The organism is Bacillus oleivorans (assembly GCF_900207585.1).
Classification (GTDB): domain Bacteria; phylum Bacillota; class Bacilli; order Bacillales; family JC228; genus Bacillus_BF; species Bacillus_BF oleivorans.
The window spans coordinates 185723-205000 of the sequence record NZ_OAOP01000005.1 but is presented as its reverse complement, the minus strand read 5'-3'; the positions used below and the strand labels follow the sequence as shown (position 1 = coordinate 205000).

At 39.0% G+C, this 19278-nt stretch carries 16 protein-coding genes; 1 reads left to right on the top strand and 15 read right to left on the bottom strand.

The window, feature by feature from the left end:
* Window positions 1–145 precede the first annotated feature (145 nt).
* The 12 genes from CRO56_RS12855 to CRO56_RS12800 all read right to left on the bottom strand — a co-directional run bounded on the left by CRO56_RS12855 (window position 146) and on the right by CRO56_RS12800 (window position 14429).
* Window positions 146–1165, bottom strand: a complete 1020-nt coding sequence (locus CRO56_RS12855) for a glyceraldehyde-3-phosphate dehydrogenase (protein WP_097159015.1) — start codon at window positions 1163–1165, stop codon at window positions 146–148.
* Window positions 1166–1666: 501 nt separating this feature from the next.
* The gene (gene coaE, locus CRO56_RS12850) at window positions 1667–2263 is read right to left on the bottom strand and encodes a dephospho-CoA kinase (RefSeq protein WP_097159177.1); all 597 of its coding nucleotides are present in this window, start codon (window positions 2261–2263) and stop codon (window positions 1667–1669) included.
* Window positions 2264–2312: 49 nt separating this feature from the next.
* Window positions 2313–2954, bottom strand: a complete 642-nt coding sequence (ytaF, locus tag CRO56_RS12845) for a sporulation membrane protein YtaF (RefSeq protein ID WP_097159014.1) — start codon at window positions 2952–2954, stop codon at window positions 2313–2315.
* A gap of 57 nt (window positions 2955–3011) precedes the next feature.
* Entirely contained in the window at window positions 3012–3836 is an 825-nt protein-coding gene (mutM, locus tag CRO56_RS12840) for a DNA-formamidopyrimidine glycosylase (protein ID WP_097159013.1), read from the bottom strand.
* 46 nt (window positions 3837–3882) lie between these two features.
* Window positions 3883–6531: a DNA polymerase I gene (gene polA / locus CRO56_RS12835; protein WP_097159012.1), complete on the bottom strand. Its 2649-nt coding sequence runs from the start codon at window positions 6529–6531 to the stop codon at window positions 3883–3885.
* 276 nt (window positions 6532–6807) lie between these two features.
* The gene (pnpS, locus tag CRO56_RS12830; RefSeq protein ID WP_097159011.1) at window positions 6808–8562 is read right to left on the bottom strand and encodes a two-component system histidine kinase PnpS; all 1755 of its coding nucleotides are present in this window, start codon (window positions 8560–8562) and stop codon (window positions 6808–6810) included.
* A complete protein-coding gene (locus CRO56_RS12825) occupies window positions 8559–9275 on the bottom strand; it encodes a response regulator transcription factor (RefSeq protein ID WP_097159010.1) in 717 nt (238 codons plus the stop codon). Before CRO56_RS12825 ends, pnpS begins: the two co-directional genes overlap by 4 nt.
* Before the next feature lie 91 nt (window positions 9276–9366).
* Window positions 9367–9843, bottom strand: coding sequence for a MaoC family dehydratase (locus CRO56_RS12820; protein ID WP_097159009.1), 477 nt, complete (start codon window positions 9841–9843; stop codon window positions 9367–9369).
* Between the two features lie 196 nt (window positions 9844–10039).
* Window positions 10040–10978, bottom strand: a complete 939-nt coding sequence (gene mdh, locus CRO56_RS12815) for a malate dehydrogenase (RefSeq protein ID WP_097159008.1) — start codon at window positions 10976–10978, stop codon at window positions 10040–10042.
* A gap of 70 nt (window positions 10979–11048) precedes the next feature.
* Window positions 11049–12323, bottom strand: a complete 1275-nt coding sequence (icd, locus tag CRO56_RS12810) for an NADP-dependent isocitrate dehydrogenase (protein WP_097159007.1) — start codon at window positions 12321–12323, stop codon at window positions 11049–11051.
* Window positions 12324–12503: 180 nt separating this feature from the next.
* The gene (gene citZ / locus CRO56_RS12805; protein WP_097159006.1) at window positions 12504–13622 is read right to left on the bottom strand and encodes a citrate synthase; all 1119 of its coding nucleotides are present in this window, start codon (window positions 13620–13622) and stop codon (window positions 12504–12506) included.
* A 333-nt stretch (window positions 13623–13955) separates the two neighbouring features.
* Window positions 13956–14429 carry a DUF441 domain-containing protein gene (locus CRO56_RS12800; RefSeq protein WP_097159005.1) on the bottom strand — a complete coding sequence of 158 codons (474 nt, stop codon included), beginning with the start codon at window positions 14427–14429 and terminating at the stop codon, window positions 13956–13958.
* Between the two features lie 107 nt (window positions 14430–14536).
* Between CRO56_RS12800 and ytvI the strand changes: the two genes are divergently transcribed.
* Complete coding sequence (gene ytvI / locus CRO56_RS12795; protein ID WP_097159004.1) at window positions 14537–15664, top strand: sporulation integral membrane protein YtvI; 1128 nt, start codon at window positions 14537–14539, stop codon at window positions 15662–15664.
* 68 nt (window positions 15665–15732) lie between these two features.
* Here the strand turns inward: ytvI and CRO56_RS12790 are convergent, their stop codons facing one another.
* From CRO56_RS12790 to pfkA, 3 genes are all read right to left on the bottom strand, one after another.
* Entirely contained in the window at window positions 15733–16125 is a 393-nt protein-coding gene (locus tag CRO56_RS12790) for an FxsA family protein (protein WP_245855871.1), read from the bottom strand.
* Between the two features lie 82 nt (window positions 16126–16207).
* Complete coding sequence (gene pyk, locus CRO56_RS12785) at window positions 16208–17968, bottom strand: pyruvate kinase (RefSeq protein ID WP_097159002.1); 1761 nt, start codon at window positions 17966–17968, stop codon at window positions 16208–16210.
* Window positions 17969–17995: 27 nt separating this feature from the next.
* Window positions 17996–18955 carry a 6-phosphofructokinase gene (gene pfkA / locus CRO56_RS12780; protein ID WP_097159176.1) on the bottom strand — a complete coding sequence of 320 codons (960 nt, stop codon included), beginning with the start codon at window positions 18953–18955 and terminating at the stop codon, window positions 17996–17998.
* Between the last annotated feature and the right edge of the window lie 323 nt (window positions 18956–19278).

Genomic DNA, 19278 nt, shown 5'->3' with positions numbered 1-19278 from the left:
TCACGATGACTAGTATACTTTGTTTGTTTTTTTTTTGCAATAAAAGATTTAAAATTTCTGTCTCGAAAATTACTATTCTCATGACTTACGTTGTTTATTTTCCGCAAAAAAAAAATGATCCGCTGACTAGGAGCGGATCGTTCTTTTATACTCTTATTTCAGTTTTCACTTTCATTAGCTCTAACACCTTATTGGTTAAATCTACAACCCGGCACGAATAACCCCATTCATTGTCATACCAGGCTAAAACCTTTACTTTCCTGCCGTCCATCACAATCGTAGATAAACTATCTATAATAGCGGAGTTTGGATTCGTATTAAAATCAATCGATACTAGCGGTTCGTCCGTTATATCCAGGATTCCCTCAAGTTCAGAATTAGCTGCTCTTTGAAAAGCAAGGTGAATATCGCGGGCAGTTACTTCCTTCTTTAAATCAGCCACTAAGTCGACTAAGGAAACGTTTGGAGTAGGGACTCGTAATGCCATCCCGTGCAATTTTCCTTTTAAATGGGGCAGTACAAGTGATAACGCTTTAGCTGCTCCGGTTGAAGTCGGAATAATGGACTGTGCACAGGCCCTGGCTCTTCTTAGGTCCTTATGCGGATTATCTATATTTTTCTGATCATTGGTGTAGGCGTGAACCGTTGTCATCAGTCCATTCTCAATCCCAAATGCATCGTCTAATACCTTTACTACTGGAGCGAGGCAATTTGTTGTACAGGAAGCATTTGAAATAATCTCATGGTCAGGGTGCAGCATATTTTCATTTACACCCATTACAATCGTTACATCTTCATTTTTTCCCGGAGCCGTTAGAATTACCTTCTTTGCTCCCGCTTCTAAATGTAAAGCTGCTTTTTCACGGCTATTAAATTTTCCGGTAGCTTCAATCACTACATCAATTCCAAGCTCTTTCCAAGGTAAATCTTGAGGGTTTCTTTCGGAAACCAGCTTAATTTCTTTCCCATTCACAATAATAGATTGGTCTGTATATGTGAGTAACGCATCCCATTTTCCATGGTTTGTATCATATTTTAAAAGATGAACGAGTGTTTCAGGTGGATAGCTGGCATTAACTGCCACAATATCAAAACTTCCTAAGTTGATTGCTCTTCTGAATACCATTCTCCCAATTCTTCCGAAACCGTTGATTGCCACCTTCATTCTCTATTCCCCTCCAAAAATGTCATACTTTTATTGTCCTTTTATAAAATTAGTATAACACATTTATCCTAAAATGGTGATAGGTTTTTTGAATGAATTTTAGAATGTGCTCACTAATGGGTGAGGGGATTTCGGATTTTGGGGATACAAGATTAAAGGTGCGGAGATAACCGTTTGTTAATAAATAATCAGGCGGAGCTTGTAAAATAAATGAGCGGGAATCCAGTTAATTGGGCGCTTAACTAGTCAAATTGGGCTGAATCCCCATTTATTGAGCTCTTACTAAGTTATTGGGCGCTATCCCTAATTTTTCGGGTGCAAATTCCATTATTTGGTCGGATTTCTCATATGATTGGGCTGGTACTTCTATTAATTTGGCGGTAATCACCTTTAATTTTAATTGGGCGCATATTCAGTTAATCGAGCGCTAAACGCACTTATTGGGCGCTGGTATGATTGGGTGGCCACTAAAAAGACAGGGCATCAAGCACCCTGTCTCTCTCACAAAATATTCCATTCTTCTAAAATCTTTTTTAATTGCTGCTTAGTCTCATCGATTGTTCCGTTGTTATCAATCACAGCATCTGCCCATTTTTTCTTGTCCTCCAAAGGGAGCTGAGCCTTAATTCGGGAGAGGGCATCTTCTTCGGTAAGCTGGTTTCTCTCCATCAGTCTTTTAAGCTGGACGGAAGGGTCGACATAAACAACAATAACCTTTTCAACATAATGAGTTAATTTGCTTTCATACAGAAGAGGGATGTCCATAAAAACAGTATCCTCTCCTCTTTTATATGCCTTTTCTTTTTCAGACAGCATATTTTTTCGGACTGCCGGATGAACGATCGAATTAAGCAAGTCTCTTTTTTCCTTGTTATTAAAAATAATTTCTCCAAGCATGCTCCGGTTTATATGTCCATCCGGCAGCAGGATTTCGGAACCAAACGACTTAACGATTTCCTGATAGGCTTCTTGATTTGGCTGGGCGACAACTCTTGCTTGAACATCTGCATCAATAACAGTAAATCCCCACTCTTTTAGGGTATTCGAAATTGTACTTTTACCGCTGCTGATGCCGCCTGTAATTCCGATTGTATTCATAGCCGTTACCTCACTTTTAAAAGAGGTGCTTTTTTCAAACTGTTGAAAATTATAATTTCCAAACACCTAGTAGGATTAACACAATTCCCGGGATAAAGCTTAAGGGCTGGACCCAGGAAAACTGAGATGCCCGTTTTCCGATTGACATGCCAGCAAATAAAAAGAAGGAGCTCATAAAAACGACCAAGCACGAAACGATGAGCGGTGGAAAGTTTAGCATCGCTGCTCCTACTCCCGCTCCAAAAGCATCTAGCGAAAGGGCAAATCCCAAAAGAATAGCCTCAATCCCTGTAATGGAACCGGAGAGATCCATATCTGCTTTCATTGGCCTTCTTAATATTTGAATGACTAATCCCAACGATTTAATTTCCCATAAAATAATCGTTTTCTCCTGAATTTGAATCGGTTCTTTTGCTTTTGGGTGGGGACGAAGGACCTGAAATAAAGCCCATCCTCCCAGGCAAACTAAAATGATTCCGCCAATGGTCTCTGTCAGCTTAGGAGACAAAACCCACTCAAAAAACTGCCCGAAAACACTAGCGACCAATAAACTCATTGCAGAGCATATAGAAATAATGAAGATAGATTGAATTGGAATTTTTACCTTCTTAAGACCATAGGTTAATCCCGCACTGAAGCTGTCTAGACTAACAGCTAAGGCCAAAAGAATAAAGGAAAGCACCGAACTCATCCATATCCTCCTCCCATAACAACACTAGGATAGTATATGGAAGGAGCTTTTCTAATGTTAAGATTGACAGTTCGGGCAAATATGAGTGCCTCTGCCGGATACCACTAATCTCTCAATAGGTTGGCCGCAGCTCAAACAATTTTCCCCCGTTCGGCCATAGACATATAATTGCTGCTGAAACATCCCGATTTGTCCTTGGGAATTGACATAAGAACGGATCGTTGTCCCGCCCTGATCGATAGCCTCCTGCAGAGTTTTCTTAATTTCGTGATACAATTTTTTTATTTCTTTGTCTTTTAAATCTTTTGCTTTTCTTTCAGGGTGGATTCCAGCCCGAAAGAGGGCTTCGTCCACATAAATGTTACCTAGGCCCACGACACGGGTCTGGTCTAAAAGCAGCGCCTTAATCGGCCGGTCAGCTTTTTTTACTACATTTTTAAGGTATGAGGAGCTAAACTCTTCCGAAAAGGGTTCTGGCCCGAGCTGTGAAAGAGGTAACCCTGAGAATTCTTCTCCAACATTAAATAAATGCATCGTGCCAAACTTTCTCACATCTCGGTACCTTAATTCAGATCCGTCCGTAAATCTAAAAATCACATGCGTATGTTTATCTGTCGGCTCCTCATTCGGATAAAGGCCGTAACGACCTTCCATTCTAAGATGGGAAACGATGGCATAATGATCTAGATAAAAGATGAGAAACTTTCCTCTTCTACCGATGCTGTGAATGGTTTGCCCGATTATGTTCATAATAAAAAGCTGGACGTCATCTGGCTCTTTAATAATTTTAGCCCATCTTACATCTACTGCCTGAATTGTTTTACCGATGACTAACTGTTCCAGTGTTCTTCTGACTGTTTCAACTTCTGGTAGTTCTGGCATTTTTTATTTCACATCCCCTTAAAATCCACAATCCCCATTACTTTGATTATTTTGCGTCAAACCAAGTATTCCCATAATCCATATCCACTTTGAGAGGAACATCTAACTTCACTGCATTTTCCATCACATCAGGAACAATTTTCTTTAATATTTCGATTTCATCTTTTGGTGCTTCAAAAATCAGTTCGTCATGAACTTGCAGCAAGAGTCTGGACCTTAATTTTTCAGCTTTAAGTCTTTTTGCCATATCAATCATAGCCTTTTTGATTATATCGGCTGCTGACCCTTGAATTGGTGTATTCATAGCCGTCCGTTCTGCAAAACTGCGGAGGTTAAAATTCCGGCTCGTTATCTCTGGGATATATCTTCTTCGATGCAATAACGTGGTGACATATCCTTTTTCCTTAGCACTTTGTACGATTGTCTTCATATATTCTTTGACGCCAGGGAAGCTGGCAAAGTACTTCTCGATAAAGGTTGCCGCCTCTTTCCTTGTAATCCCCAGGTTTTGAGAGAGACCGTAGTCACTGATGCCATAGACGATCCCAAAGTTAACAGCTTTTGCCTGTCTTCTCATATTGCTTGTTACTTCTTCTTCACTTACATGAAAAACATCCATTGCTGTCTTCGTATGAATATCCAAATCTTCTCTGAATGCATCAATTAGCTTTTGGTCCTGAGAAATATGGGCCAGAACGCGCAGCTCGATTTGTGAATAGTCCGCCGCAAAAATCACCCAATCTTTTTCAGATGGGATAAAGGCCTGTCTGATTTTTCTTCCTTCCTCCAAACGAATCGGGATATTTTGCAGGTTTGGATCTATGGAACTTAAGCGGCCCGTTTGCGCAATTACTTGGCTAAAACGGGTATGAACTTTACCGTTATCCCATATGACTTTAAGTAAGCCTTCAATATAAGTGGATTGGAGCTTCCCAAGCTGGCGATAGTGCAAAATTTCTTTTACAACTTCATGGCTATCCTCAAGCTTCTCTAATACATCAGCCGAAGTGGAATAACCGGTTTTAGTTTTTTTCACCGTAGGTAATCCTAGTTTTTCAAAAAGGATGACACCCAGCTGCTTTGGAGAATTGATATTAAAGGTTTCACCCGCCAGTTCATAAATCCTCTTCTCAATCGCATCAATTTTCTTCGCTAATTCTTCTTGCATCTCCAGCAAACGTTCTTTATCGACTTGAACTCCCGTATGCTCCATTTCAGCCAAAACTTGAGCTAACGGAAATTCCAGATCGTAGTAAAGAGAAATCTGATCATTTTCCTCTAACTTTTCAAGAACCTTGTCTCTTAATTCAAAAACAGCCGTTGCTTTTCTAGTGATGTGATCCTTTAACTGCTCAAAATCTGGGATATGGCGTTTGGAACCCTTCCCATAGACCAGATCATTAGATAAAACCCCTTTAAAATCGAATAATTTAGCTACATCAGCAACTTCATTAAAAGTTTCAGATGGATTTACAAGATAGGCGGCTAATAACAGATCAAAATCTATTCCTTTTACAGCTATTCCTTCACGTTGTAACGATACAATAGTTTGTTTCGAGTCATATACCCATTTTTTCTTTGTCGGGTCTTCCAGCCAAGCTTTTAACTTTTTATCAGACGATTTCAAAAGCTCAGCCGGAATAAAATAACGACCTTTACTGGAAATAAGAGCACAACCAATAATATCTGCCTTATGATAGTTCTCATCAAATACTTCCATAATTAAGGCAGCTTCATCAGCTAATATCGACTCATCAATTGTCTCTGCTGTTTCAAACGGCAAGGTCTCAAGCTCTGCTTCTTCTCCTGTAGCCTCTGTACCGATTTTATCTAAAAGAGATTGGAAGCTTAGTTCTTTGAATAGGGCCTGAATTTTTTCTTGATGTGGCCCTTTATATTCGATCTGCGGAAGCTCAATTTCAACCGGAGCTTCCCGGTTAATCGTAGCTAACTGCTTGCTCATAAAAGCAAGGTCCTTATTCTCTTCTAAATTCTCCTTTAATTTTTTCCCGCTTACTTGGTCGATTTTCTCATACAATTCTTCAATTGTGTGATGCTCTATTAATAATTTAATTGCTGTTTTCTCCCCAACACCTGGGACTCCCGGAATATTATCCGATGTATCACCCATTAACCCTTTCATATCGATGATTTGGGCTGGTGTCAAACCGTATTTTTCTTTAATATGTTCCGGCGTATAAGGTTCAATTTCGGTTATCCCCTTTTTCGTGATACAGACTGTTGTATGTTCTGACGCAAGTTGAGTTAAATCTTTATCGCCTGAAATAATTTTTACTTCTGCATTCTCATTTTCTGCTAAAAGCGAGAGAGTACCGATTATGTCATCAGCTTCAAACTCCTCAAGTTCATATTGCTTTCCCCCAAATGCGTTTACAATTTCTCGTATGTACGAAAATTGTTCGGATAGCTCTGGAGGAGTTTTTTGTCTGCCACCTTTATATTCTTGGAATGTCTTATGTCTAAAAGTTGTTTTTCCTGCGTCCCATGCTACGAGAAGATGAGTAGGTTTCTCTTCTTCTAATATTTTCATGAGCATCATCGTAAACCCATAAATTGCGTTTGTATGGATTCCCTTATCATTGTTTAACAAAGGAAGCGCAAAAAACGCCCGATATGCCAAGCTATTCCCATCCATTAAAATAATTTTTTTACTCAACAAGCATCGTCCTTTCATATCCCCAAAATAAAAAATACGTTCTCTTTCATCTATTTTAGCATGTTCGCTAATAGATGGAAAAAGAACGTACAATCAGTAAACAAAATAGTTTTAAATGAGATAGGTTCTATCTTATATGATTGATTTTACTTACTTTGAAAAGGGGAAGACGGAAAAGGGGATTCCGTCTTCTAAAAGCTCCTTGGATGAAGGGGTTTTCACTAATTATATTACCGATTCATTATTAAGGAAAAATAAATCGCCTGTTAATTAAATGTAAAGTTGTCCTTTTATTTACGATTTCGGCAAATAAATAGTAAAAGCAGTCCCTTCTCCAACTTTGCTTTCTACCTCTATTTTCCCTTTGTGGGCCTCAACTAAATGTTTTACGATCGCCAGTCCCAAACCCGTACCGCCGGAGTTCCTCGATCTCGCCTTATCAACCCGATAAAACCTTTCAAAAATTCTTGTTATTTCATTCTTTTCAATTCCGATCCCTGTGTCCTTTACTTGAAGGATGATCCACTTATCTTTCTCATAAACTTCTACTTTTACCAACCCCTTAGCTTGTGTATAGGTCAGCGCATTATTAACTAAGTTAATGATGATTTGTTTAATTCGAAATGGATCGGCCATAATTCTATTTTGCTCCACCTTTATATCCGATTGGAGCTGAATATCTCTGCTTTCGGCTTTAGGCTGAAGAATCGCAATTGCATCATCAACAAGCTCCCTTATATGAACTGTTTGCATATTTAACGTAAAATCAGCTTGTTCGATCCTTGACAGCTCTAACAAATCCTGCACTAATGACTGGAGCCTGTCACTTTCCTTTTGAATAATTTTCAAGAAATTCTCTAACGTTGCCTTGTCATTCATCGCACCATCAAGTAATGTTTCGGAAAATCCTTTGATCGACGTAATCGGTGTCTTTAATTCATGAGACACATTGGCAACAAAGTCTTTTCGCATTTGTTCCAGTTTCTTTAATTCGGTAATATCATGAAATACGAGGACAATTCCCTTCCATTCATGATCACTTCCGACTATTGGTGCTCCCAGTACTTCATAATGTTTTCTCTCAAGTGAGTGATGAATTTGAATCTGTCGGCTAATCGGGTTTTCCAGCATAAAAATGTCTTCAATTTGCCGGTGCAGTTCATCCGACGACATGACCTCATAATAATGTTTATATAGGAATTGGGAGGGATCAACATGAAACCATTTCCGATATACTTTGTTGACCAAGCTGATTTTCCCTTTTTCATCAATAAGCACTAATCCGCTTCCCATATTTTCAATCAGAGTTGAGAGACGTTCCTGCTGCATCTGATTGGTTTCAATCGTTTCCTGAAGATTTCGGGCCAATATATTAATCGACGTATTTAAACTGCCAATCTCATCGAATCCATCCTCATACGTTCGTACCCGGTAGTTCCCCTTTGCCAGCTCAATAGCAGTGGAAGTAGCAGCTTCAATAGGCTTTGTAAAACGGTTTGTGATTTTAGTAAACAATAAAATGATTAAGGTAAGAGACAATCCGAAGCTTATGATTAAAACCCACCACATTTGATTGTTAACCTGGTTTAAATTATCAATTTGGGTACTCAATACAATGATCTGATCTTGCCCATTGCTTAAATTCGTTTTTTCCCAATAATAAAAAACATTATATCCCCCAGCAACCTCAACCGTCCCATTATTGTCTGTACGGCTTTCAAGGATGATTTCCTCCAATATTTCTGAATGTCTTACTAAGGGGGCGGTTTCTTCATCACTGTCATACAAGATTTTTCCGTTTCCATTTAAAACGGTAATTCTGGACTCTGTTTCCTCGCCAATCCGCTCTATCACTGTGTAAGGTTCACCAAGTTTGTTTTGCTCGAACAGAAGCTCGGCAATAAATTTAGTTTCCATTTCAATCTTGTTATAAAAACTATCTAAATAATATCGGTTAAAAAGCTGACCTAATATGAGTCCCAAGGCTAAAAACACAAATGTGATTAACGATATAAAGGCAAAAAGGAGCCTGGAACGAAACCTAGTCATTCGCTCTTTGGCTCCTCTAACTTATAGCCCAAGCCCCGTATTGTTTTAATGTACGTCGGCTTCTTCGTGTTTTGTTCAATTTTTTCCCGCAAATGACTGATATGGACATCGACAATTCTAGTATCCCCAGCAAAATCATAATTCCAAACTGCGCTGAGAAGCTGATCTCTAGTTAAAACCCTTCCTTTATGCCGGCACAGATATAAAAGCAATTCAAATTCTTTTGGCGTTAATTCCAATAAAGTCCCGTTAAAATAGGCTTCGTAAAGTTCAGGATAAACTACCAGTTCCCCAATTTTATAATTTTCTTCCTCATCCTCTTGCTGTTTTGACTGCAAATCACTGTATTGCGTACGCCTAAAAATCGCTTTTACACGAGCCACCACTTCTCTCGGGCTAAATGGTTTAGTCATGTAGTCATCTGCACCGAGTTCAAGACCTAATACTTTATCAAACTCTTCGTCTTTTGCTGTTAACATGAGAATAGGGATCATTAATTTTGATTGCCGTAAAATCTTACATACTTCTATTCCATCCAATTTTGGAAGCATCAAATCCAAAATAATAAAATCCGGTTTTTCACTAATGGCTAAGTCTTTCCCTTCTTCTCCATCCATAGCCGTAATGACCTCAAAACCAGCCTGCTCTAGATTGTACTGTAATAATGTAACAATGGATTGTTCATCATCTACTACCAAAATTTTTTTGCTCATTTGGCCCTCCTACTGATTTTAATCCCCTATCCAAGAGCCTTTTTCTCTTTATGTAATCTATTATACTGGATATAAGAAAATAGAACCAATGTTAAAATAAATCTGGTGCATCTTCCTCTATCTTAATTACTGAAGATGGCGGTATTACTACTAATATACCCGATAAAACTGGTTGATTCTCTTCATCTGTTCCCTCAACTGCGATTGTAACCGTTTGTTCTTTTGTCTCCACCTTTTTCACTTCAAAAGAGAAGTGAACGGTTTCATAATGATAAACGGGCTTGTGAAACTCCATTTCATGCTTCAGAATATGGCTGCCGGGACCAGGAATATGTTTGGTCACTGCTGCCATCACGATGCCTGAAAGCATAATCGCAGGTACGATCGGCTTTTTAAAAGGAGTTTGTGCTGCATAGTCGTGTTGAATGTATAAGGGGTTAGCATCATTGGTTAATCCTAAGTAAAGTAATAAATCTTTATCCTCGATTTTTTCTGTTAGCGATAATCTTTCCCCTACCGAAATTTCTTCAACCGTTCTTCCTATTTTTCTCTTCTTCCCCAGCAGCATTTACGATTCCTCCCATGGGAAAATTAGGGTTTAAGTGTGTTTACGCGTTCATTATGGTAATCCTACTTATCCTTATCATTATATTATCACGAACCGAGAACATTATAAAAATATGTCTAAGATTCAGTGTTAAGGGACTTTTCCGGTGGAATCGATATAAAAAAAAGGAGCTAACCTATAGCTCCCATTTTTAAAATTACGCTAATATACTCATTACATTTTTGACAGATTCAACAGATTTATCAAGTGCTGCTTTTTCTTCGTTCGTTAAATCTAGCTCAATTATTTTCTCAATTCCATTTCCGCCTAAAACGGTTGGAACCCCTAGGTAAATACCTTCATAACCATATTCACCTTCAAGGTAGGCAATCGCTGGAAGCACTCTTCTTTGATCTTTTACAATGGCTTCTACCATTTCTACGAGAGAAGCTGCAGGAGCGTAATACGCACTGCCGTTACCTAGTAAGTTGACGATTTCTCCGCCGCCTGTACGTGTGCGTTGTACAATTGCTTCTAGGCGATCTTGAGGAATTAATTTTTCTAATGGAATACCGCCTGCATAGGAATAACGGACAAGAGGAACCATGTCATCACCGTGTCCGCCAAGTACGAATCCTGTTACGTCTTTAACAGATAAGTTAAGCTCTTGTGCAACAAATGTACGGAATCTTGCTGTGTCAAGAACACCAGATTGCCCGATTACGCGGTGTTTAGGGAAACCAGACTCTTTGAACACAGTGTATGTCATTGCATCAACTGGGTTTGTTAAAACAACGATGAAACAATTTGGAGAATGTTTAACAACCTCTTGTGTTACAGCTTTCATAACCTTTTGGTTTGTCTGAACTAAGTCATCACGGCTCATTCCAGGCTTTCTAGCAATGCCTGCAGTAATTACTACAACATCGGAATCTTTTGTATCTTCATAGTTAGAAGTACCGATAATATTTGCGTCAAATCCCTGAACCGGACCAGCTTCTAACATGTCTAAAGCTTTTCCTTTTGTAGGGTTTTCCGCTTGAGGGATATCAACTAATACAATATCTCCCAATTCCTTTTGGGCTAAAATAAATGCTGTGGTAGCACCTGTAAAACCTGCACCAATAACGGAAATTTTTTTACGCTTAATTGCCATGATTTTTCCTCCTTCTTGTGTGATATCGTATGTAAACCGTCCGCAAAAAACGGACGGCTTGTTTTATTTCTTATTTACCCATATTTTCGATTAATGCAGTCCCAAATTCTGAACATTTAACTTCTGTTGCACCCTCCATTAGACGGGCAAAGTCGTACGTTACAACTTTAGAAGCAATTGTCTTTTCAATAGATTTAGTAATAAGATTAGCTGCTTCATTCCAGCCAAGGTGTTCAAGCATTAGGACACCAGACAGAATAACAGACGATGGGTTTACTTTATCAAGACCAGCATATTTAGGAGCTGTTCCATGAGTAGCTTCAAAAATTGCATGACCAGTTTCATAGTTGATGTTGGCACCTGGTGCAATACCAATTCCGCCCACTTGTGCAGCTAATGCATCGGAAATGTAGTCACCATTAAGGTTCATTGTAGCTACAACATCAAACTCTTTTGGACGAGTTAAGATTTGTTGCAAGAAGATATCAGCAATTGCATCTTTTACTATGATTTTTCCTGCAGCTTCGGCTTCTGCCTGCGCTTTATTAGCCGCTTCAGCGCCTTCAGCTTCTTTAATTTGATCGTATTGGTTCCAAGTAAAAACTTTGTCGCCAAATTCTTTTTCTGCTACTTCATAACCCCAGTTTTTGAAAGCACCTTCTGTAAACTTCATAATGTTCCCTTTATGTACAAGCGTTACAGATTTACGGCCTTCTTTAATCGCGTAGTTAATCGCAGCACGTACTAACCGTGTTGTTCCTTCTTCTGACACTGGTTTAATACCAATACCAGATGTTTCAGGGAAACGAATCTTTTTAACGCCCATTTCGTTTTGAAGGAAGTCAATTACTTTTTTCACTTCTGCAGAACCTTTGGCGTATTCAATACCAGCATAGATATCCTCTGTGTTTTCACGGAAAATAACCATATCTGTATCTTGCGGACGTTTCACTGGTGAAGGAACTCCTTCAAACCAACGTACTGGTCGTAAACATACAAATAAATCTAATTCCTGGCGAAGCGCAACGTTTAAAGAACGAATTCCACCGCCGATTGGAGTCGTTAGCGGACCTTTAATAGCAATCAGGTACTCACTGATCTCATCAAGTGTTTCAGAAGGCAGCCATTCTCCTGTTTGATTAAACGCCTTTTCACCTGCAAGAACTTCTTTCCAAACAATTTTTCTTTCGCCGTTATAAGCTTTTTCTACGGCAGCATCAATAACACGAGAAGCAGCTGCCCAGATATCTGGACCCGTTCCATCTCCCTCAATAAATGGAACAATCGGGTTGTTCGGAACATTTAAAACACCATTTTGAACCGAGATTTTTTCACCTTGAGTCATCTTCTTTTCCCTCCGTTTTCGAAAATCAAAGAGACTGTCCATGCAAGACGTCCATTCTCCCTTTAACAGGGAAAGAGGAGCAATAACTTCTTGGACGGTCTCATTAGATTATACGTTCATTTATCTTTACGTTCAATGCAGCACAAACTATTTTAAAAGACTTAATGAATTTATCTGTAATTACGCTCTTTCATTAATCGGAATATATTTTTGCATTCCTGGGCCTGTATACTCAGCACGCGGACGGATTAAGCGGTTGTTAGCGTATTGTTCAAGAATATGTGCTAACCAGCCAGATACACGGCTCACTGCAAAAATTGGAGTGAACAAATCGTGATCGATTCCTAAGCTGTGATAAACAGAAGCAGAATAGAAATCAACATTTGGCGGAAGTGCTTTTTCGGATGTAACGATTTCCTCAATTTTAGTAGACATTTCATACCAGTGCGGTTCACCAGTTAATTCAGTTAAGCGGCGGGACATTTCTCGCAAATGCTTAGCACGAGGGTCTCCTTTTCTGTAAACACGGTGTCCAAAGCCCATAATTTTTTCTTTATTCGCAAGCTTTTCACGAATATAGCTTTCAACACGGTCAAGTGAACCAATTTCAGTTAACATTTTCATTACCTGTTCATTAGCTCCGCCGTGTAGAGGTCCTTTTAAGGCACCGATCGCTGCTGTTACACCAGAATAAATATCAGATAGCGTCGCAACACAAACACGAGCAGTAAATGTTGACGCATTCAATTCGTGGTCCGCATGGAGGATTAACGCTTTATCAATCGCTTCTACTGCAACAGCTTCTGGTTCTGCCCCATTTAGCATGTATAAGAAATTAGCAGCAAAGCTTAAGTCACTTCTTGGTTCAACTGGTTCTAAGCCTTTACGCACTCTGGCAAATGCAGCTACAATAGCAGGCATTTTTGCCTGAAGACGAATTGCTTTGCGATAATTGGCTTCATCAGTCATCACATCTGCTTCTTCGTCATATAGTCCAAGTAAGGAAACAGCACTTCTAAGTGCAGCCATTGGATGGACATCCTTAATCGGATACATTTTAAAATGATCTAAAACTTCTTTTGGAAGTGAAGAATTTTCAGAAAGTTGTTTCTTTAACTCGTTTAACTCAGTTTGTGTTGGAAGTTTTCCATGCCATAATAAATAAATAATTTCCTCGAAGCTGGCATTTTCTGCGAGGTCATCGATATTATAGCCAGCGTATGTAAGAGTATCATCAATAATCGAGCTGATTGCTGATGAAGTGGCTACTACACCCTCTAGACCCTTTGCAACTGTCATATGAACATCTCCTTTTTAAATAATAAGAAAAGTAAATTTGGCAGAGTTCTGCGATTCTACATCTCTCTAAATAAAACATGCTGGTTAAAAACAGAATAAAAACCTTCCCATGTTTATTCTAATAGAAAGGTTGATAAAATGGAAAAAAATTAAGCTCATTTTTCCCTTGTCCAAAATTCATTCGAAATTTGGAAAGTGTGAAAAAGTAAACATTCTTATTTGGGATACGCTTACAAAAATTATTATAAACATTTTTTTCGGATTTGGAAATGATTATGACTTAAAAATCATAAACAAAATTATTTTATTGAAAAAACAATCTCGTGAAAACGATTACACTCCGCCTATTCCCTTCATCCACTGGTATATAGCTAAAATCATGTAAGCAATTCCGGCTCCTATAAGTGGACCAACTGCAACCCCCTTTAGGAAAGCAACAGCTATGATTGTTCCCATAACAAGTGCAGTCGTAATTTCTGGTTCTGCTGCGAGTAATGTTAAGCCGCTTTTGGCGATGACTGCCACTAATAGCCCGGATATGAGCGCAATCCATGCGCTTGCTGATTGAGTAATTTGGTACAAGTCCTTAAATCCAATCTGACCAGATGCAATGGGAGCTAACACAGCTATTGTTATTACCGTCACCCCCCAATTAATCCCTTTATTTTGAATGATGGATAAAAGTTTGGAATCACTTGCAAAGATTGCAAATACATATAGTACAAGGACAGCTGCTATGAGAGAAGTGTTTTTAGAGATAAAGCCTAATATTAACAATAATGTTAAAAAAATAAGCGATTGAACCATTGTCATTCATCTCCGCTTTTCAAAATAGTTTCATGCTTTGGATTCTATATTGGTCTATGTCAAAAATAGATTAGGTGTGAATTACCATATAAAGGGGGAAAATCAGTTTGAATCCCATCTTTTTATTCCGTACCATTCGTTTTTTTTTCGTAGCAGGAGCTGTTATTTTAGGGACCATCCTTTTCTTTTATATTTCACAGTATACGTACCCTTTTATTATTGGAATGATCATCGCTTTTTGTATAAATCCATTTGTAAATTTTTTGCACCGGAAAGCTAAACTGCCGAGGGGCTTAGCCGTCTTTCTGACATTACTGCTTTTCTTTAGTATGTTTATCGGGCTCCTCATGCTTCTGATCACTGAAATTATTTCTGGCACCACATATTTGGCAGACGTAGTTCCGCGTCATCTTCAAATTACGATTGATTATTTGGAACATTTATTAGCTTCACAAATTATACCCTTAATAAACCTGCTAACCGATTATTTTAATAGTCTCGATGCTAATCAGCAGCAAACGATCATAACCAACATTGAGAATGTCGGAACTAAAATTGCTGATTCCGTCAGTTCTTTTATCACGAATGTATTAGAATCTATTCCTTCCATTCTGACATGGTTTCCTAATGCAGCAACGGTTCTTGTGTTTTCCTTGCTTTCCACTTTTTTTATCAGTAAAGATTGGGACAAGTTCAAAGCATTGTTTGCTAAGCTTTTGCCAAGAAAAGCGAAAGAAAGCGGCAAAAATATTTTTTCAGACCTGCAAAAAGCGTTAGGTGGCTTTATTCGGGCACAGGCCACCCTTATTTCAATTACTACAGTTATTGTTCTTATTGGTCTATTAATTTTACGGGTCGATTATGCCATCACGATTGCATTAATCATTGGAATGGTCGACATCCTGCCATATCTCGGTACTGGCTTAATCTTTGTTCCCTGGATTATTTTTGAATTGGTTGGCGGGAATCCAAACCTTGGAGTAGGCTTAATTGTTTTATATGTCGTAGTCGTAGTCCAAAGACAGCTAATGGAGCCAAAAATTCTATCATCAAGCATTGGTCTCGATCCGCTTGCCACGCTAATCGCCTTGTTTATGGGATTTCAAATAATCGGTTTTTTAGGACTAATTCTCGGTCCGATCATTCTAGTTATGGTTAATACACTTCAAAGAACAGGCATCTTTAAAGAATTGTGGGACTATATAAAAGGTAAAGACGAATCTATAAAAATATAAAAACGGAGCACTCTCATATGAGAATAAGCTCCGTTTTGTTTGTTTGTAAAATTTTGAGTGTAAAAATACTATCGCATAATAATAATATCACTATCATCGATCCATTTTCGAAACCATTGCTTGGCTTTCCTCTTCCAGAATACTCGTGTGACAGGCAAAAGTAAGGATAGCCCCAGTGAATCAGTAATAAATCCAGGAGTTAAAATCAGCACACCACCAATCAATATACAGAAACTATCCATTATCGGCCCCTGAGGAATTTGACCTGACCGAAGTTCTAGTTTTAACTTTTCAACGGTTTTTAAGCCTTGTTTTTTAGCAATAAATGCTCCCGCCACTCCAGTAAAGAAGATGAAAAACAAGGTCCACCATATTCCAATCAGTTGACCGGACAACAAAAATAAAGCAATTTCTAAAGCAGGTACAATAATAAGAAAAGGTACTAAGAAGCGCACGTTCATCCACTACCTTTACAAATTAATTTATTCTAGTATATGAGGCTTATCCAAATTATAAAGCAAAAAAGAGGAGTTTCCTCCTCTTTTACAATACACTGGCATGGCCGTTGTAAATAACGCCTCTTGTGCCGTCCACCGTTATATCTTGTCCATCCCTTAAAAGAGATGTAGCATTTTCAACACCCACGATGACTGGAATGCCTATATTCAGACATACAACTGCTGCATGACTTGTTAAGCCGCCTTCCTCCGCTACGACAGCAGCACACTTTTCCATCGCTGGAACCATGTCTTTGTCTGTGTTAAAGGTGACTAAAATGGAACCCTCTGTCACCTTTGCCAATGCTTCTTGGCTGTTTTTGGCGACTACGGCTTTACCAAATGCTGTTTTTCTGCCAAGTCCTTGTCCCTTGCCAAGGATATCACCAACTACATGGATTTTCATTAGATTTGTAGTTCCTGCTTCTCCAACTGGAACTCCTGCTGTAATCACCACTAAGTCTCCATGCTTTACAATACCGCTATTTAAACTTTCCTGAACCGAAATAGATAGCATTTCATCTGTTGTTTTCGCTCTTTGGCCAAGCTCAGGGTAAACACCCCAAACTAAAGATAATTGTCTAACAACTTGCTCAGAACTGGATACAGCCACAATCGGTGATTTAGGACGGTACTTCGAAATCATCCGGGCTGTATGGCCGCTTTCAGTAGGCGTAATAATTGCATTGACATCCAGGTTTAACGCCGTATGGGCGACAGACTGACCGATCGCATCTGTAATGTTATGCCCTGTATCTTTACTGCGGTTTTGTAAGATTTCTTTATGAGATAATGCTTGCTCAGTCCGGGAAGCAATATTATGCATGGTCAGAACGGCTTCTACCGGATATTGTCCGGCTGCTGTTTCACCTGAAAGCATAATAGCGTCTGTCCCGTCAAAAATCGCATTAGCGACATCGCTCGCTTCAGCTCTTGTTGGTCTCGGATTTCGCTGCATCGAATCTAACATTTGCGTCGCCGTAATAACTGGTTTTCCTTGTGCATTACATTTTCGGATTAGTTCTTTTTGAACAAGAGGTACTTCTTCAGCTGGGATTTCTACGCCGAGATCCCCCCTGGCTACCATCAGACCATCTGAAACCTCAAGAATTTCATCAATATTATCGACGCCCTCTTGGTTTTCTATCTTAGGAATGATATGGATGTGACCTGCGTGTTTCTCTTCTAATAACCGTCGGATCTCAATCACGTCGGATGCTCTGCGCACAAAAGAAGCGGCAATAAAGTCAATCCCCTGCTCAATTCCAAAAATAATGTCGTTTGCATCTTTTTCTGTAATACCGGGCAGATTAACCGAAACACCTGGAACATTCACACCTTTTTTATTCTTTAAGGTCCCATTATTTAATACCTTTGTAAGTATTTCACCATTCGCACGGTCAATCTCGATAACCTCAAGACCTATTAATCCATCGTCCAGCAGTATTTTCGACCCCGCGTGAACATCATCAATAAGTCCTGCGTAGGTAACTGAAAATTTTTCTGGAGTGCCTTCTACTTCTGTCATAGCAACAATCGTTTTTTCTCCAGTTTTTAACTCGATGGCACCATCTTTCATATTATGTGTCCGGATTTCTGGCCCTTTTGTATCTAAAAGAATCGCAACTTTCTTTCCTGTCGCTTTAGCCGCTTCTCGGATATTTTGAATTCTTTGTCCATGCTCTTCGAAATCACCATGGGAAAAATTTAATCTTGCTACATTCATTCCAGCTTCTATCAATTGTGTTAGCTTTTCAATACTTTCACTGGCTGGCCCAATTGTACATACTATTTTTGTTTTTCGCATCTTACTTCCTCCTAAAATCAAAGGACACTAAATTGAAAGTTCCGTTGACAATTTGTACATGTCCATATTTACTTTATGCGGCTTGGAAAGAATCTCGATAATATCATAATCGACTAGCTGGTTCCGCTCAATTCCGACAGCCCTGCCGCCTTTTCCCTCCATTAATAGCTCAACGGCTCTAGAACCAAGTCTGCTAGCTAATACCCGATCAAACGCAGTAGGTGAGCCTCCTCTTTGAATGTGACCCAAAACAGACACGCGTGTTTCTAAATTCGCCATTTCTTTTAACTGACTTGCAAACTCTACAGCACTGCACACGCCTTCGGCAATGATGATAATACTGTGTTTCTTTCCTCTTTCCTGTCCTCTTTCCAGTCTTTTAATGATTTCTTTCATTTCAAACTTTTCTTCGGGGATCAAGATGGTTTCAGCACCCCCGGCAAGACCCGTCCATAGTGCAATATCCCCGGCATCTCTTCCCATTACTTCCACAATAAAAGTACGCTCATGAGACGTTGCTGTATCACGAATTCGGTCTATAGCATTAATGACTGTATTAATGGCTGTATCAAATCCAATTGTATATTCAGTTCCCGGAATGTCATTATCGATTGTACCTGGAACTCCAACACAAGGAAAACCTTGCTCGGTTAAAGCTTTAGCACCACGGTAGGAACCGTCTCCGCCAATGACAACCAAACCTTCAATCCCATGTTTTTTTAGCTGCTCAATGCCTTTGGCCTGACCCTCTTTAGTCTTAAATTCTTCACACCGTGCAGAGTAAAGCATGGTACCGCCACGCTGAATAATATCACCAACTGAACCAAGCTCTAATTTTTTTATATTCCCATTGATTAGTCCGGAGTACCCTTGATAAATCCCATAGACCTCCATCTCATGGTAAATAGCTTTACGAACAACCGCACGAATCGCAGCATTCATTCCTGGAGCATCTCCTCCGCTTGTCAAAACACCGATACGTTTCATGTCTGTTTTCACCCCATTTTTTATATAAAAAGATAATACATATTTTTGCTGATCCAATAGTTCTTGCCTTTTGTTCTATACCCTCTATTCCTAAAAATGCCAACTGATTTCTTTAGTTTTTTTAATCAGTTTTACTTTTTCCTATTAAATTCATGTTTTAAAACAAAAGGTTTACAAACTAAACACTTATGTAGTATAGACTAATAATATTTTAAACATAACACGAAGTCGTTTTGTTCTCAATAAATTAAAGCGATCGAAAAAATTCACATAATAATTTGTGAATTGAAAGCGCATAAAATTCTTCTCCAAGCAAAAAGAGA

Bases quoted from the DNA above. Each gene is read 5' to 3' on its own strand.
- polA (WP_097159012.1), bottom strand. From the start codon at position 6,531: ATGAAAGGACGATGCTTGTTGAGTAAAAAAATTATTTTAATGGATGGG.
- CRO56_RS12820 (WP_097159009.1), bottom strand. From the start codon at position 9,843: ATGCTGCTGGGGAAGAAGAGAAAAATAGGAAGAACGGTTGAAGAAATT.
- pnpS (WP_097159011.1), bottom strand. From the start codon at position 8,562: ATGACTAGGTTTCGTTCCAGGCTCCTTTTTGCCTTTATATCGTTAATC.
- CRO56_RS12790 (WP_245855871.1), bottom strand. From the start codon at position 16,125: ATGAACGTGCGCTTCTTAGTACCTTTTCTTATTATTGTACCTGCTTTA.
- icd (WP_097159007.1), bottom strand. From the start codon at position 12,323: ATGACTCAAGGTGAAAAAATCTCGGTTCAAAATGGTGTTTTAAATGTT.
- citZ (WP_097159006.1), bottom strand. From the start codon at position 13,622: ATGACAGTTGCAAAGGGTCTAGAGGGTGTAGTAGCCACTTCATCAGCA.
- mutM (WP_097159013.1), bottom strand. From the start codon at position 3,836: ATGCCAGAACTACCAGAAGTTGAAACAGTCAGAAGAACACTGGAACAG.
- CRO56_RS12825 (WP_097159010.1), bottom strand. From the start codon at position 9,275: ATGAGCAAAAAAATTTTGGTAGTAGATGATGAACAATCCATTGTTACA.
- mdh (WP_097159008.1), bottom strand. From the start codon at position 10,978: ATGGCAATTAAGCGTAAAAAAATTTCCGTTATTGGTGCAGGTTTTACA.
- CRO56_RS12855 (WP_097159015.1), bottom strand. From the start codon at position 1,165: ATGAAGGTGGCAATCAACGGTTTCGGAAGAATTGGGAGAATGGTATTC.
- CRO56_RS12800 (WP_097159005.1), bottom strand. From the start codon at position 14,429: ATGGTTCAATCGCTTATTTTTTTAACATTATTGTTAATATTAGGCTTT.
- ytaF (WP_097159014.1), bottom strand. From the start codon at position 2,954: ATGAGTTCGGTGCTTTCCTTTATTCTTTTGGCCTTAGCTGTTAGTCTA.
- pyk (WP_097159002.1), bottom strand. From the start codon at position 17,968: ATGCGAAAAACAAAAATAGTATGTACAATTGGGCCAGCCAGTGAAAGT.
- coaE (WP_097159177.1), bottom strand. From the start codon at position 2,263: ATGAATACAATCGGAATTACAGGCGGCATCAGCAGCGGTAAAAGTACA.
- pfkA (WP_097159176.1), bottom strand. From the start codon at position 18,955: ATGAAACGTATCGGTGTTTTGACAAGCGGAGGAGATGCTCCAGGAATG.